This window comes from Streptomyces sp. NPDC030995, assembly GCF_055571215.1.
The window spans coordinates 16,882-30,619 of the sequence record NZ_JBVIFS010000041.1; the positions used below are offsets into that span (position 1 = coordinate 16,882).

The window sequence follows — 13,738 nt, forward strand, 5'->3', positions numbered from 1 at the left end:
CCATGTGGGTCTTTAGGGTAGAGAGGAACAAAAACGAGTCCCCCTAAGTTTCTTGTTGACAGTTTCTTTCCGGTCCCGGCCCCGAGTTTCTAGGGCCCCTCGCCCCCGGCCCGTTTCGCGTACTCGCCGGGTGCGGCGCCGTTGCGGGGGCCCTGCCCCCGAGCCCCCGCGCCTCAAACGCCGGCGGGGCTGAAAGACCGGGGGCTCCGCCCCGGGCCCCCGCGCCTCAAACGCCGGCGGGGCTGGAGTGTGCCCGGCGGGGCTGGAGTGTGCCGGCGGGGCTTGAGTGTGCCGGCGGGGCTGGGAGGCGCGGAGCGCCATTCCAGCCTGCCCGGCGTTTGAGGGCACGGGCGCGGAGCGCGCGTACGGGGTCCGGGGCGGAGCCCCGGGGAAACGGTGAAAGGGCGGGGTGGGGAACGCAAAGCGGCCCGCACCCCCCGGCGAGGGGAGGGACGGGCCGCTCGGGGCCTGGGCTACGCCTTGCGGAGGCGGAACGCGAGGGACAGGGACTCGTCCGTGAACTCGTCGCCGTACGTCGAGTCCGCTTCGCCGGAGGAGAAGTCCGTGGACAGGACCTCGTCCGCGATCAGGCCGGCGTGGTCCGTCAGGGCCGTCACGACCTCCGGGTCCGAGGAGGACCAGCGCAGGGCGATGCGGTCGGCCACGTCGAGGCCGGAGTTCTTCCGGGCCTCCTGGATCAGGCGGATCGCGTCACGCGCCAGGCCCGCCAGCCGGAGCTCCGGGGTGATCTCCAGGTCGAGGGCGACCGTCGCGCCCGAGTCGGACGCCACCGACCAGCCCTCGCGCGGGGTCTCCGTGATGATGACCTCCTCCGGAGTGAGGGTCACCGTCTCGCCGTTCACCTCCACCGTGGCCTCGCCCGAGCGCAGGGCCAGGGACAGCGCCGCCGCGTCGGCCGCGGCGACCGCCTTCGCCACGTCCTGGACGCCCTTGCCGAAGCGCTTGCCCAGCGCCCGGAAGTTGGCCTTCGCCGTGGTGTCGACCAGCGAGCCGCCCACCTCGGAGAGGGACGCCAGCGAGGAGACGTTCAGCTCCTCCGTGATCTGGGAGTGGAGCTCGGGGGAGAGCGCCTCGAAGCCCGAGACGGCGACCAGGGCCCGCGAGAGGGGCTGGCGGGTCTTCACGCCCGACTCCGCACGCGTCGCGCGGCCCAGCTCGACCAGGCGGCGTACGAGCAGCATCTGCTGGGACAGGGTCCGGTCCACCTGGGACGGGTCCGCCTCGGGCCACGTGGACAGGTGCACCGACTCCGGGGCCTCCGGGGTCACCGGGACGATCATGTCCTGCCAGACCCGCTCCGTGATGAAGGGCGTGAGGGGGGCCATCAGGCGGGTGACCGTCTCGACCACGTCGTGCAGCGTGCGCAGCGCGGCCGCGTCGCCCTGCCAGAAGCGGCGGCGCGAGCGGCGGACGTACCAGTTGGAGAGGTCGTCCACGAAGGAGGAGAGCAGCTTGCCGGCGCGCTGGGTGTCGTACGCCTCCATGGCGTCCGTGACCTCGGCGACGAGGGTGTGGAGCTCGGAGAGGAGCCACTTGTCCAGGACCGTGCGGTCCGCCGGCGCCGGGTCGGACGCGGAGGGGGCCCAGTTCGACGTACGGGCGTAGAGGGCCTGGAAGGCGACCGTGTTCCAGTACGTGAGGAGGGTCTTGCGGACCACTTCCTGGATCGTGCCGTGGCCGACCCGGCGGGCCGCCCACGGGGAGCCGCCGGCCGCCATGAACCAGCGCACCGCGTCCGCGCCGTGCTGGTCCATGAGCGGGATCGGCTGGAGGATGTTACCCAGGTGCTTGGACATCTTGCGGCCGTCCTCGGCGAGGATGTGGCCCAGGCAGACCACGTTCTCGTAGGAGGACTTGTCGAAGACGAGGGTGCCGACCGCCATCAGCGTGTAGAACCAGCCGCGCGTCTGGTCGATGGCCTCCGAGATGAACTGCGCCGGGTAGCGCTTCTCGAAGATCTCCTTGTTCTTGTACGGGTAGCCCCACTGCGCGAACGGCATCGAGCCCGAGTCGTACCAGGCGTCGATGACCTCGGGCACGCGGACGGCGGTCAGCGAGCAGCCCTCGGCCGTGCAGGTGAAGGTGACGTCGTCGATGTACGGGCGGTGCGGGTCCAGGGCGGACTGGTCCCGGCCGGACAGCTCGCTCAGCTCCGCGCGGGAGCCGACGCAGGTGAGGTGGTTCTCCTCGCAGCGCCAGATCGGCAGCGGGGTGCCCCAGTAGCGGTTGCGGGACAGCGCCCAGTCGATGTTGTTGTTCAGCCAGTCGCCGAAGCGGCCCTGCTTGACCGAGTCCGGGAACCAGTTGGTCTTCTCGTTCTCCCGCAGCATCGCGTCCTTGACGGCGGTGGTGCGGACGTACCAGGACGGCTGCGCGTAGTACAGCAGCGCGGTGTGGCAGCGCCAGCAGTGCGGGTAGCTGTGCTCGTAGGCGATGTGCTTGAAGAGCAGGCCGCGCGCGTCGAGGTCGGCGGTCAGCTTCTCGTCGGCTTTCTTGAAGAAGACGCCGCCGACCAGCGGGACCTCCTCCTCGAAGGTGCCGTCGGGGCGGACCGGGTTCACGACGGGCAGGCCGTACGCGCGGCAGACCGCGAGGTCGTCGGCGCCGAAGGCGGGGGACTGGTGGACCAGACCGGTGCCGTCCTCGGTCGTGACGTACTCGGCGTTCACGACGTAGTGGGCGGGCTCCGGGAACTCGACGAGCTCGAAGGGGCGCTGGTAGGTCCAGCGCTCCATCTCCTTGCCCGTGAAGGACTCGCCGGTGGCCTCCCAGCCCTCGCCGAGGGCCTTCTCCAGCAGCGGCTGGGCCACGACCAGCTTCTCTTCACCGTTCGTCGCGACGATGTACGTGACGTCCGGGTGCGCGGCGACGGCCGTGTTGGACACCAGGGTCCAGGGGGTGGTCGTCCAGACGAGGAGGGCGGCCTGGCCCGCGAGCGGACCGGAGGTCAGCGGGAAGCGGACGAAGACCGAGGGGTCGACGACCGTCTCGTAGCCCTGGGCCAGCTCGTGGTCGGAGAGGCCGGTGCCGCAGCGGGGGCACCAGGGGGCGACGCGGTGGTCCTGGGTGAGCAGACCCTTGTTGAAGATCTCCTTCAGCGACCACCACACGGACTCGACGTACTCGGGGTCCATGGTCCGGTAGGCGTCGTCCAGGTCGACCCAGTAGCCCATCCGGGTCGTGAGCTCGGTGAACGCGTCGGTGTGGCGGGTCACGGACTCGCGGCACTTGGCGTTGAACTCGGCGATGCCGTACGCCTCGATGTCCTGCTTGCCGTTGAAGCCCAGCTCCTTCTCGACGGCGAGCTCGACGGGCAGGCCGTGGCAGTCCCAGCCGGCCTTGCGGGCCACGTGGTAGCCGCGCATGGTGCGGAAGCGGGGGAAGACGTCCTTGAAGACGCGGGCCTCGATGTGGTGCGCGCCGGGCATGCCGTTAGCGGTGGGCGGGCCCTCGTAGAAGACCCACTCGGGGCGGCCCTCGGACTGGGCCAGGGTCTTGGCGAAGGTCTTGCTCTCGCGCCAGAAGTCGAGGACCGCGTGCTCGAGGGCAGGCAGGTCGACCTGGGCGGGTACCGGGCGGTACTGCGGCGGTGTGGTCATGAGGCTGAACTCTTCCTCCGGCGGGGTGTCACTTCCGTCCGGAGGGACGAGAGCCGACTGCTGCTCCCGCGGTACCACCCTCCTTGGCCGTCGGACGGATCCGATGGCCCCCTCATTGGGGTGCGAAGCCGGTTCTACTCGCCGTACGGGGATCCGTGCGGGCTTTCTTCCGGCGGCTCCGGGGTGATCCTTCACATCGCGCTCGCCCCCGGGCTCTCACCGTCCCCGGGTCGCTCCTGGCTGCGTCCGACGCTACTCGTCCCCATCCATGCCTCTCGCTGGGCCCAGTGTACGGGCCGGGAGAGCGCTCGGCAGACCGGTTTACGGGGGCTCGTGGCGGGGCCGCCCGCCCGGCGTGGCGGGGGCGCGGCCGCGGGGTCGCCGGGGGCGCCGGGGCGGGCCCGCGCGTGACCCGAATGGGCCTGACACGCCAGTACGGACTCGGGTGGGGCGGGAGTGGCGGATTACCGGGCTTCCGGATGGGCACAACGGATGCAGGTTGACCTCGACGGATGCGTGCCCCGTTGCCGCGGGGCCGGAGTCGATTTATCGTTCCGGCACGATTCGCGAGCAATGATCACAGTATGTGAAGGGGCCGCGGCCATGGTGGCGAAGAAGACCGCCGGGAGTACTGCCAAGAAGGCTGTCGGGAAGGCCGCCGGGAAGGCGGCGGTCTCCGAGGACGCGGCTCCCGCCAAGAAGGCGAGCGCCGCCCGCAAGACCGCTGTCGGCGCGTTGGCTCCGGCCGGGAAGGCGACCGCCGTCAAGAACACGACGGCGGTGAAGAAGGCGACCGCCGTCAAGAACACGACGGCGGTGAAGAAGGCGACCGCCGTCAAGAAGACGACCGCCGTCAGGAAGACGACCGCCGTCAGGAAGACGACCTCTGCGAAGAAGACGACCGCTGTCAAGAAGACGACCGCCGTCGAGAAGCGGACTGCCGCGGCCAAGACGGCCGGGGCCGAGGGGGCGGCGCATGCCGCGAAGAAGACGGGAGTCCGGAACGTGGTTGCCAAGAAGAGCACCGGCACGGCGAGGAAGACGGCTGCGGCCGCCACCAGCGGGCTGCCCAAGGCGCGGGCCACGGCGGCCCTCACGCCCGGCGAGCTCGCCGTACGGCCCGGGGAGGACCCCTGGACCCAGGAGGAGGTCGACGAGGCCCGTACGGAGCTCATGTCGGAGGTGCTGCGGCTGCGCGCCGAGCTCGACGCCTCCGAGGTGGCCATCTCCGGCCTGATGCGGGACTCGGGCGACGGCGCGGGCGACGACCAGGCCGACACGGGCACCAAGAACATCACCCGGGAGTCCGAGCTCGCGCTCGCGGCGAACGCCACCTCGATGCTGGAACAGACCGAGCGGGCCCTGGAACGGCTGGAGGCGGGCACGTACGGGCTCTGCGAGAACTGCGGACAGCCCATCGGCAAGGCCAGGATGCAGGCCTTCCCGCGGGCCACGCTGTGCGTGGACTGCAAGCAGAAGCAGGAGCGCCGGCACTAGGCGGGCACCGGGTGGGCACCGGTGGGCACCGGGTGGGCGGTGGGCGGGCGGTGTTCGGGTGCCCTGACGTACCCTCGTGTCTCGTCAGGGTCCAGGAGGAGCCTGGTTCGAGCTAGTTCGAGGGACTCACGTGACAGAGGCGGAGCGCATCATCGGTACGCCGGAGGTCGGGGACGACGCCCAGCCGGAGTCCGCGGGGCCCAAGGGGCGCCGGCGGATCGCCGCGCTGCTCGTCGTGGCGGTGCTCGCCTACCTGCTGGACCTCGGCACCAAGATGCTGGTCGTGGCGAAGCTGGAGCACCAGCCGCCGATCGAGATCATCGGTGACCTGCTGAAGTTCGAGGCGGTCCGCAACCCCGGCGCCGCCTTCGGCTTCGGCGAGGCCTTCACCATCATCTTCACGTGCATCGCGGCCTCCGTGATCGTGGTGATCGTGCGGCTGGCCCGCAAGCTCTACAGCCTGCCGTGGGCGATCGCGCTCGGCCTGCTGCTGGGCGGTGCGCTGGGCAATCTGACCGACCGGATCTTCCGCTCGCCGGGCGTGTTCCGGGGCGCGGTCGTCGACTTCATCGCGCCGGCCCATTTCGCCGTCTTCAACCTCGCGGACTCGGCGATCGTGTGCGGCGGCATCCTGATCGTCCTGCTGTCGTTCAAGGGTCTGGACCCGGACGGGACCGTCCACAAGGACTGATCGAGGGAATGCTCTTCTGCCGAGTCCTGCATACTCGACGGGTGAGTACGATTCCCGAGATCCGCACCCTGCCCGTTCCCGATGGCCTCGAGGGCGAGCGCGTCGACGCCGCCATCGCCCGTATGTTCGGTTTCTCCCGGACGAAGGCGGCCGATCTCGCGGCCGCGGGGAAGGTGTCGGTCGACGGCAGTGTCGTCGGGAAGTCCGAGCGTGTGCACGGTGGCGCCTGGCTCGAAGTCGAGATGCCCGCGCCGCCCCGGCCGGTCGAGGTCATCGCCGAGCCCGTTCCGGGCATGGAGATCATCCATGACGACGACGACGTCGTGGTCATCATGAAGCCGGTGGGCGTCGCCGCCCACCCGAGCCCCGGCTGGACCGGCACCACCGTCATCGGCGGTCTCGCGGCGGCCGGCTACCGCATCTCCACCTCCGGCGCGTCCGAGCGCCAGGGCATCGTGCACCGCCTCGACGTCGGCACGTCCGGCCTGATGGCCGTCGCGAAGTCGGAGCGCGCCTACACCTCGCTGAAGAACCAGTTCCGCGAGCGCGTCGTGGACAAGCGCTACCACGCGCTGGTGCAGGGCCACCCGGACCCGATGAGCGGCACGATCGACGCGCCGATCGGCCGGCACCCCAGCGCCGACTACAAGTGGGCCGTGACGCAGGACGGCAAGGACTCCGTCACCCACTACGACCTGATCGAGGCCTTCCGCGCCGCCTCGCTGCTCGACATCAAGCTGGAGACCGGGCGTACGCACCAGATTCGCGTGCACATGTCCGCGCACCGGCACCCGTGTGTCGGCGACCTGACGTACGGCGCGGACCCGACGGTGGCGAAGCGGCTGGGGCTGACCCGGCAGTGGCTGCACGCGGTGCGGCTCGGCTTCGAGCACCCGTCGGACGGGCAGTGGGTCGAGTTCGAGAGCGGTTACCCCGAGGATCTCCAGCACGCGCTGGACGTGATCCGGGCCGAGAGCGAGTGACCGCCGTCGGCTTCGAGGTCCGGGTCGCCTCGGGCGAGGCCGACATGGCGGCGTGCTTCGCGGTGCGGACCGAGGTGTTCGTGGTCGAGCAGTCCGTGCCGGAGTCGATCGAGTACGACGCGTACGACGCGGACGCGGTGCACGTGCTGGCCGTGGCCGCGGATGGCGTGCCGCTGGGCACGGGCCGTCTGTTGCACGGGCCCGTGGCCCAGGCGAAGACGGGTGACCTCGCGGTCGGCTCGCTGGGCCGCCTGGCCGTACGCAAGGTCGCGCGCGGGCTCGGAGCAGGCGTTGCGCTGGTCCGCGCGATCGAGGCCGAGGCCGTGCGGCTTGGCCTGGCGGCCGTGGATCTGGGCGCGCAGACGCATGCGCTCGGCTTCTACGAGCGGCTCGGGTACGTGGCCTACGGGCCGGAGTTCCAGGACGCCGGCATCCCGCACCGTGCGATGAGGCGGCCTCTGCCGTAGCCGTGCGTGCGCGCCGCTGCCGGGGCCCTGCCCCGGACCCCGCGCCTCAAACGCCGGCGGGGCTGGATTTGGCCGATGCCGTCCACCTGGTGAGGCTGGGTTGCCCGCAGGGCAATTTCAGCCTCGCCGGCGTTTGAGGCGCGGGGTCTGGGGCGGAGCCCCAGGAGGCCGGGCCGTGGGGTGGGGCGACACGGTGCCACGGACGGCCGGAAAGGCGGCACGGCTGCCAAGGTGGGGCCGTGGATCAGCTTGCTCTGCTGTTCGTGCTGCTGCTCGGGGCCGTCGTCACCGTGCCGCTCGGGGATCGGCTCGGACTGCCCGCGCCCGTGCTCATGACCATCGGCGGGGTGGTCCTCGCGCTGGTTCCGGCCGTGCCGAATGTCGACATCCCGCCCGAGTACATCCTGCCGCTGGTGCTGCCGCCGCTGCTCTACGCCTCCGTGCAGCGCACCTCCTGGCGGCAGTTCGCCGCCAACGTCCGGCCCATCCTCCTGCTGGCCGTGGCCCTCGTGTTCGTCACGACCGCCGCCGTGGCCGCCGTCGCGCACGCCGTCGTGCCGGGGCTGCCCGTCGCCGCGGCCGTCGCGCTCGGCGCGCTCGTCGCCCCGCCCGACCCGGTCGCCGCGACCGCCGTCGCCGGATCGCTCGGGCTGCCCCGCCGGATGGTGTCGATCCTGGAGGGCGAGGGGCTCTTCAACGACGTGACGGCGATCGTGCTCTATCACGTGGCCATCGCCGCCGCCGTCAGCGGCAGTTTCTCCTGGCCGGCCGCGCTGGGGGAGTTCGCGCTCTCCGCGGTGGTGGCCGTGGCCGTCGGGCTCGCGCTCGGCTGGGCCGCCCACCGGCTCATGGGGCGGCTCGGCGACGCCACGCTCCAGATCGGGCTGACACTGCTGGTGCCGTTCGTGGCGTACGTGGTGGCGGAGGAACTCCAGGGGTCGGGGGTGCTGGCCGTGCTGACGACGGCCCTGTTCCTCGCCGAGTACGCGACCGACGCCGACGACGTGCTGGGGCGCCTGGCCGGGCACACCTTCTGGGAAGTCGTGGACACGCTGGTCACCGGCGTGGCCTTCGGGCTGATCGGGCTGGAGCTGCACAACGTCTTCGGGACGGCCAAGGGCCGCGAGTGGGAGATGGTCGGGTGGGCGGCGGCCGTGGTGGCAGTGGTGGTCGGCGTACGGCTGGTGTGGCTGCTGCCGGCCGGCTGGCTCGCCAAGAAGCTGCACGGGCGGCGCGACTACGACGAGGAGATCCCGCTGAGCTGGCGGGAGAGCGTGGTGATGTGGTGGGCCGGGATGCGGGGCGTGGCCTCGGTGGCACTCGCCCTGGCGATCCCCTTCAGTACGGACGGCGGTGAGCCCTTCCCGGCGCGGGACCAGATGGTCTTCATCGCCTTCGCCGTGATCATGGCGACGCTGGTGTTGCAGGGGCTGACCCTGCCGTGGCTGGTGCGGCGGCTGGGGGTGGAGGCCGACTCGGACGCGGAGCGCGATGCCGAGCGGCTGCTGGCGATCCGCGCCGCCAAGGCCGCGAAGCGGCGGCTGAAGGAGATCCAGGAGGTGGAGGATCTGCCGGAGGACCTGTTCGAGCAGCTGCACCGGCGCGCGTACGACGTCGGGGCCAGGATCAGCCCCGACATGGTGGACGAGGAGCGGCGCGAGGCCTACGCGAAGCGGGTGGAGCGGATCCGCGACATCCAGCGGATCCAGCGGGAGATGATGTCGGCCGCCCGCCACGAGGTGCTGGCCGCCCGCAGCGAACCCGGCTCCGATCCGGAGATCGTCGACCGGGTGCTGCGGCACTTGGACGTGCGGAGCCTGCGGAGTCCCTAGCGGTTCGGCGCGTGCCGGGGCGGGCGGGTGCGCGGGCGTCGCGTGCGGTGGCGGTGGGGCCGGCTGCGCCCGCCGGTGGGGCCGGCTGCGCCGGGGCCGGGCGCGCGCCGGGGCGTCTCCTCGGGCGCCGAACGTGGCGAGGGGTCGGGGAGTGCGGCGGTGTTGTGTTCGGCGCCCTGCGGGGACGCCCCGGCACACACCCGTCCCCGTCGCAACCGGCGGGACGGGCGTACCGGCCGCCGGGTTGTGCCCCGGTCGGGAATCAGACCTGGTAGCGGTCCGGGGCGAAGAGGTGCAGGTTCGCCGCGATCCAGTCCGAGGTGCGGCGCAGGCCCTCCGCCAGGGGGACCTCGGGCTTCCAGCCCGCCCAGTCGCGGGCGCGGGAGTTGTCCGAGAGGAGCCGGTGGACCTCGCTGCCCGAGGGGCGCAGGCGGGAGGGGTCCACCACGATCTCCGCGTCCCGGCCCGAGGCCGTGATCAGTTCCCGGGCCAGGTCGCCGATGGATATCTCCTGGCCGGCGCCGAGGTTGACCACCTCGCCCAGCGCCCGGTCGCACTCCGCCACCGCGAGGAAGCCCGCCGCCGTGTCCGTCACGTACGTGAAGTCGCGGGTGGGGGACAGGGAGCCGAGGCGGACTTCCCGGGAGCCCGAGTGGAGCTGCGCCAGGATCGTCGGGATCACCGCGCGGGCCGACTGGCGCGGGCCGTAGGTGTTGAAGGGCCGCACCACCGTCACCGGCAGTTCGAAGGCGTGGTGGAAGGAGAGCGCCATCATGTCCGCGCCGATCTTCGACGCGGAGTACGGGGACTGCGGCTGGAGCGGGTGGCTCTCGGAGATGGGCGCGGTGAGGGCCGTGCCGTAGACCTCGCTCGTGGAGGTGTGGACCAGGCGGCGCACGCCGTGCCGGCGGCAGGCCTCCGCCATGTTCTCCGTACCGGTGACGTTCGTCTGCACGTACGCGCCCGGCGAGGCGTAGCTGTACGGGATCCCGATCAGCGCCGCCAGGTGGAAGACGGTGTCGCAGCCGGCCACCGCGTCGCTGACCCGGCCCGCGTCGCGGATGTCGCCCGCCCACATCTCCACCGGGCCGTCCGGGTCGGCCAGGTAGCGGGCCAGGTGGCCCTTCTCGGCGTACGGCTTGTAGTGCACGAAGGCGCGCACCCGGGCGCCCCGCGCCACCAGCAGGTCCACCAGCGTCGAGCCGATGAAGCCCTCGGCCCCGCTGACGAGGACGGTGCGGCCGGTCCAGTTCGTGGTCATGCGTGCTCCAAGGTGGTGAGGGGGAGGGTGATGCCGGCCACGCGGAGGACCTCCGCGGCCAGCAGTTCGGCGGCCCGGGCGTGCGGGCCGGGGTCGGCGGCGCCGGCCATCGCGGCCAGCCGGGCCGGGTCGGCCAGCAGCGGGCCGACGAGAGCGCCGAGGCGTTCGGCGGTGGTCTCCTCGTCGGGCAGCAGCAGTCCGGCGCCCGCGTCGGACAGGACCCGGGCGTTGTGGGTCTGGTGGTCGCCCGGGGCGTACGGGTAGGGGACCAGGACCGCGGGGACCCCGGTCGCCGCCAGCTCGGCCACCGTCGCGGATCCCGCCCGGCACACCACCAGGTCGGCGGCCGCGTACACCAGGTCCATCCGGTCCAGGTACGGCACGGCCCGCGCGATCCGCCGCCCGCCGGACGCCGAGAGGTCGGCGACGGTGTCCCGCAGCGCCGCCGGACCCGTCTTGATCAGCAGCTGGACGTCGTCCCGGCCCTGCCAGAGGTCGGCCAGCCCGGCGGCGGCGCGGGTGAGGCGGACGGCGCCCAGGCTGCCGCCGTTGAAGACGACCAGCCGCCGCCCCTCGGGGACACCCAGCTCCCGCCGGGCCTTGGCCCGCAGCGCGGTCCGCTGCGGCCGGGGAAGCTCGGCGAGCCGGGCCAGCGTCGCGGAGATCGGCATTCCGGTGGTCAGTGCCCGTGCCCCGCCCGCCAGATGGGCCCGGCTGCGGTCGAAGGCCACCGCCATGTGCGGGGTGAGCCGGGCCGCGAACTGGTTGGCGCGGCCGGGCACCGCGTTGGACTCGTGGATCACCGCCGGCAGCCCGGCCAGCCGGGCGCCGAGCACGGCGGGCGCGCTCGGATAGCCGCCCATGCCGACGACGGCGTGCGCGCCCTGCGCCCGGATCACGGAACGGGCCTGGTGCGCCGAGCGCAGCAGGGCGGCGGGCAGCAGGTACCGCTTCGCGCCCAGCGCCGGATCGAAGGGGATCATGTCGACGGTGTGCAGGCGGTAACCGGCGTTCGGGATCAGCTCGGTCTCCAGGCCACGCTCGGTCCCGATGAACGAGACCACCGCGCCCGGGACGGCCGCGCGCAGCGCCTCGGCGAGGGCGAGCCCCGGGTAGATGTGGCCGCCGGTGCCGCCCGCACCGATCACGACGGAGAGTGCCGCAGGTGTGTGTCGAGGGGTTCGAGTGGTCATGGACGCACACTCCCGGTGCGCCCTAAGAGGGTTCTAAGAGTTCGTACCGGCGCCTTTGGCAGGCTTTGCCCCATGAGCGCGCATCGGATTCTGGTGGTCGACGACGAGCCCGAGGTACGGGCCGCCGTCGAGGACGGCCTGGCCGTCGAGGGGTACGAGGTACGGGGAGCGGCGGACGGGCTGGCCGCGCTGTCCGAGGTGGCGGCCTGGGAGCCGGACGCCGTCGTCCTGGACGTGATGATGCCGGTGCTCGACGGGCTCGGGGTGTGCCGGCAGCTGCGCGCGATGGGCGACCGGACGCCCGTGCTCGTCCTGACCGCACTGGGCTCCGTCAGCGAACGGGTCGACGGGCTGGAGGCCGGGGCCGACGACTACCTCGTCAAACCGTTCGCGCTGGACGAGCTGGTCGCGCGGGTACGGGCGCTGCTGCGGCGGGCCGCGCCCGAGCCCGCGGGCGCCGCCCCGCTGGCCTTCGGCGACCTCCTCCTGGACCCGCAGACCAGGACCGGGCGCCGGGGCGGGCGGCCGCTGGAGTTCAGCCGGACCGAGGCCGCGCTGCTGGAGCTGCTGCTGCGCCACCCCGGCCAGGTGCTGCCCCGCGAGCTGATCCTGGAGCTGGTGTGGGGGCGGGACTTCGGGCCGGACTCCAACTCCCTGGCCGTGTACGTCGGCTACCTGCGGCGGAAGCTGGAGGCCGGCGGCGAGCCCCGGCTGGTCCACACCGTGCACGGGGTCGGCTACCGGCTGGACGCGGCGTGAGCGGGGGCGGCCGACGGCGGCTCGGGGCCGTGTGGCGCAGACGGCGGCCGCTGCGCACCCGGCTGGCGCTGGCCGTCACCGCCGCCGTGGCCTTCGTGGCCGTCGGGGTGTGCGTGGCCGCGTACGCCGTCGTACGGTCCGCGCTGTACGAGCAGCTCGACCTCAGCCTGACCCAGTCCGCCCGGCTCGCGGCGCAGCGCAACCCGGGGGAGCCGCCGGGCACCCTGGCCGGGGAGTGCCGCTTCCTGGCCGCGCCCGCGTGCGCGGAGGTGGTGTCGGCCGACCCGGCCAAGGACCCCCGTACGCCCGGGCTGCTGCCGGTGGCTCCGGCCGCGCGGGAGGTCGCCGAGGGCGCCAGGGCCCCGTACTACACGAACATCACGGTGGACGGGCATCCCGCGCGGATGCTCACCACCGACTACGCCAAGGGGCGGGCGCTCCAGGTGGCGTTGCGGGCGGACACCGTGCTGGCCGGCATCGAGGAGGCCGCCTGGTGGCTCGTCCTGACGGCCGTGGCCGGGGTGCTGCTCGCCGCCGTGCTGGGGTACTGGGTGTCCAGGACGGGGCTCGCCCCGGTGACCCGGCTCACGGCGACGGCGGAGCGGATCGCGGCGACCCGGGATCCGCGGCACCGGATCGAACTCCCGTCGCGGGGGGCCGCCGGGCGGGAGGACGAGATCACGCGGCTGGCCGGGAGCTTCAACACCATGCTCGGGGAGCTGGAGCAGTCCGTCACCGCCCAGCGGCGGCTGGTCGCGGACGCCTCGCACGAACTGCGGACCCCGCTGACGGCGCTGCGCACGAACGCGGAGCTGCTGGCCAAGGCCGACCGGCTGACCGCCGGGCAGCGGGACCGGGCGTCGGCGGCGCTGGGGCGGCAGCTGCGGGAGGTCACGGGGCTGGTGAACGACCTGATCGAGCTGGCGCGGGACGAGGAGCCGACGCCGTTGGTGGAGCAGGTGCGGCTGGACCTGCTCGTGGAGCACTGCGTGGAGTCGGCGCGGGCGCACTGGCCGGCGGTGCCGTTCACCGTGCGGACCGAGGTCGTTGTCGTCCCCGGGGTGCCGGCGCGGCTGAGCCGGCTGGTGGGGAACCTGCTCGACAACGCGGCGAAGTTCAGTGGGGTGGCGGGGTTGCCGGTGGAGGTGGGGCTGGAGGTTCTCGATTCGCGTCCGGAGCTGGTCGTACGGGATCACGGGCCGGGGATCGCGGCGGAGGATCTGCCGTACGTCTTCGACCGGTTCTACCGGGCGGGGGCTGCGCGGGCCCTGCCGGGGTCGGGGCTGGGGTTGGCCATGGCGCGGCAGATCGCGCGGGCGCATGCGGCCGAGCTGACGGCGGAGGCCGCGCCCGGGGGCGGGGCGCTGTTCCGGCTGAGGTTCTGAGCACGGGCCGAGCGCCGCTGCCGGGGGCGCTGCCCCCGGACCCCCACGCC

General features: G+C 72.9%; 10 protein-coding genes. 7 read left to right on the top strand and 3 right to left on the bottom strand.

Annotated elements, in window-relative coordinates; all coding sequences use genetic code 11:
- Positions 1-473: 473 nt before the first annotated feature.
- On the bottom strand, positions 474-3,620 hold the full coding sequence (gene ileS / locus ACZ45T_RS34915) for an isoleucine--tRNA ligase (RefSeq protein WP_468448155.1): 3,147 nt from the start codon (positions 3,618-3,620) through the stop codon (positions 474-476).
- Positions 3,621-4,193: 573 nt separating this feature from the next.
- Here ileS and ACZ45T_RS34920 point away from each other — a divergent pair.
- From ACZ45T_RS34920 to ACZ45T_RS34940, 5 genes are all read left to right on the top strand, one after another.
- On the top strand, positions 4,194-5,117 hold the full coding sequence (locus ACZ45T_RS34920; RefSeq protein ID WP_468448156.1) for a TraR/DksA family transcriptional regulator: 924 nt from the start codon (positions 4,194-4,196) through the stop codon (positions 5,115-5,117).
- Positions 5,118-5,247: 130 nt separating this feature from the next.
- Positions 5,248-5,808: a signal peptidase II gene (lspA, locus tag ACZ45T_RS34925; RefSeq protein WP_468448157.1), complete on the top strand. Its 561-nt coding sequence runs from the start codon at positions 5,248-5,250 to the stop codon at positions 5,806-5,808.
- Between the two features lie 41 nt (positions 5,809-5,849).
- Positions 5,850-6,791, top strand: a complete 942-nt coding sequence (locus tag ACZ45T_RS34930) for an RluA family pseudouridine synthase (RefSeq protein WP_468448158.1) — start codon at positions 5,850-5,852, stop codon at positions 6,789-6,791.
- Positions 6,792-6,835: 44 nt separating this feature from the next.
- The gene (locus tag ACZ45T_RS34935; RefSeq protein ID WP_468448181.1) at positions 6,836-7,258 is read left to right on the top strand and encodes a GNAT family N-acetyltransferase; all 423 of its coding nucleotides are present in this window, start codon (positions 6,836-6,838) and stop codon (positions 7,256-7,258) included.
- Between the two features lie 239 nt (positions 7,259-7,497).
- Positions 7,498-9,090, top strand: a complete 1,593-nt coding sequence (locus tag ACZ45T_RS34940) for a Na+/H+ antiporter (RefSeq protein ID WP_468448159.1) — start codon at positions 7,498-7,500, stop codon at positions 9,088-9,090.
- A gap of 262 nt (positions 9,091-9,352) precedes the next feature.
- On the opposite strand, the gene ACZ45T_RS34945 is transcribed toward ACZ45T_RS34940, so the two are convergent.
- Positions 9,353-10,351 carry a GDP-mannose 4,6-dehydratase gene (locus ACZ45T_RS34945; protein WP_468448160.1) on the bottom strand — a complete coding sequence of 333 codons (999 nt, stop codon included), beginning with the start codon at positions 10,349-10,351 and terminating at the stop codon, positions 9,353-9,355.
- The gene (locus ACZ45T_RS34950) at positions 10,348-11,544 is read right to left on the bottom strand and encodes a UDP-N-acetylglucosamine--N-acetylmuramyl-(pentapeptide) pyrophosphoryl-undecaprenol N-acetylglucosamine transferase (protein WP_468448161.1); all 1,197 of its coding nucleotides are present in this window, start codon (positions 11,542-11,544) and stop codon (positions 10,348-10,350) included. Before ACZ45T_RS34950 ends, ACZ45T_RS34945 begins: the two co-directional genes overlap by 4 nt.
- Positions 11,545-11,616: 72 nt before the next feature.
- Between ACZ45T_RS34950 and ACZ45T_RS34955 the strand changes: the two genes are divergently transcribed.
- On the top strand, positions 11,617-12,303 hold the full coding sequence (locus ACZ45T_RS34955; RefSeq protein WP_468448162.1) for a response regulator transcription factor: 687 nt from the start codon (positions 11,617-11,619) through the stop codon (positions 12,301-12,303).
- Positions 12,300-13,688, top strand: a complete 1,389-nt coding sequence (locus ACZ45T_RS34960; RefSeq protein ID WP_468448163.1) for a sensor histidine kinase — start codon at positions 12,300-12,302, stop codon at positions 13,686-13,688. Before ACZ45T_RS34955 ends, ACZ45T_RS34960 begins: the two co-directional genes overlap by 4 nt.
- The last annotated feature ends 50 nt before the right edge of the window (positions 13,689-13,738 follow it).

What these genes read in the sequence shown, in the direction of transcription:
- ACZ45T_RS34920 (WP_468448156.1), top strand. Translation starts at nt 4,194, where the DNA reads ATGATCACAGTATGTGAAGGGGCCGCGGCCATGGTGGCGAAGAAGACC.
- ACZ45T_RS34945 (WP_468448160.1), bottom strand. Translation starts at nt 10,351, where the DNA reads ATGACCACGAACTGGACCGGCCGCACCGTCCTCGTCAGCGGGGCCGAG.
- ACZ45T_RS34950 (WP_468448161.1), bottom strand. Translation starts at nt 11,544, where the DNA reads ATGACCACTCGAACCCCTCGACACACACCTGCGGCACTCTCCGTCGTG.
- ileS (WP_468448155.1), bottom strand. Translation starts at nt 3,620, where the DNA reads ATGACCACACCGCCGCAGTACCGCCCGGTACCCGCCCAGGTCGACCTG.
- ACZ45T_RS34935 (WP_468448181.1), top strand. Translation starts at nt 6,836, where the DNA reads ATGGCGGCGTGCTTCGCGGTGCGGACCGAGGTGTTCGTGGTCGAGCAG.
- ACZ45T_RS34955 (WP_468448162.1), top strand. Translation starts at nt 11,617, where the DNA reads ATGAGCGCGCATCGGATTCTGGTGGTCGACGACGAGCCCGAGGTACGG.